Annotated in this window: 1 protein-coding gene; it reads right to left on the reverse strand. The window is 57.2% G+C overall.

Annotated elements, in window-relative coordinates; all coding sequences use genetic code 11:
* Window positions 1-348: DUF1302 family protein (locus tag IB232_RS24095; RefSeq protein WP_192400908.1), on the reverse strand; the 348-nt coding region annotated here is incomplete at both ends.

Genomic DNA, 348 nt, shown 5'->3' on the forward strand with positions numbered 1-348 from the left:
CAGCGATGACGTTGGTGTACTCAAGGTTGGCGCGAAGTCGATAGCCCCAAGAGTTCTGGGTGTAGAAACCGTCGTCGTTGCAGTTTTCCACCTGAGGGTTGAGCAACGTTTCGCAGATGCTTGATCCGAGCAGCGAGGGCTGCGTGTATTCGCCAGAGCCAAATACCGAGTCACGCCCGAAGCGGGCCTCATCACCACTGCCTTCACCGATATCGGCAATGTGGTTGTAGCCCACCTCGCCGATTACAGTAAGACGCGTTGCCTTCAGCACCTGGTCAAAGGTCTGCGTCAGCGACACCTGCGCCTGAGTCACTGGCTTGCGCTGATAGCCCTGGATGTACTCGTTGG

Origin of the sequence: Pseudomonas sp. PDM15, assembly GCF_014851565.1 — a bacterium.
Taxonomy (GTDB): Bacteria; Pseudomonadota; Gammaproteobacteria; order Pseudomonadales; family Pseudomonadaceae; genus Aquipseudomonas.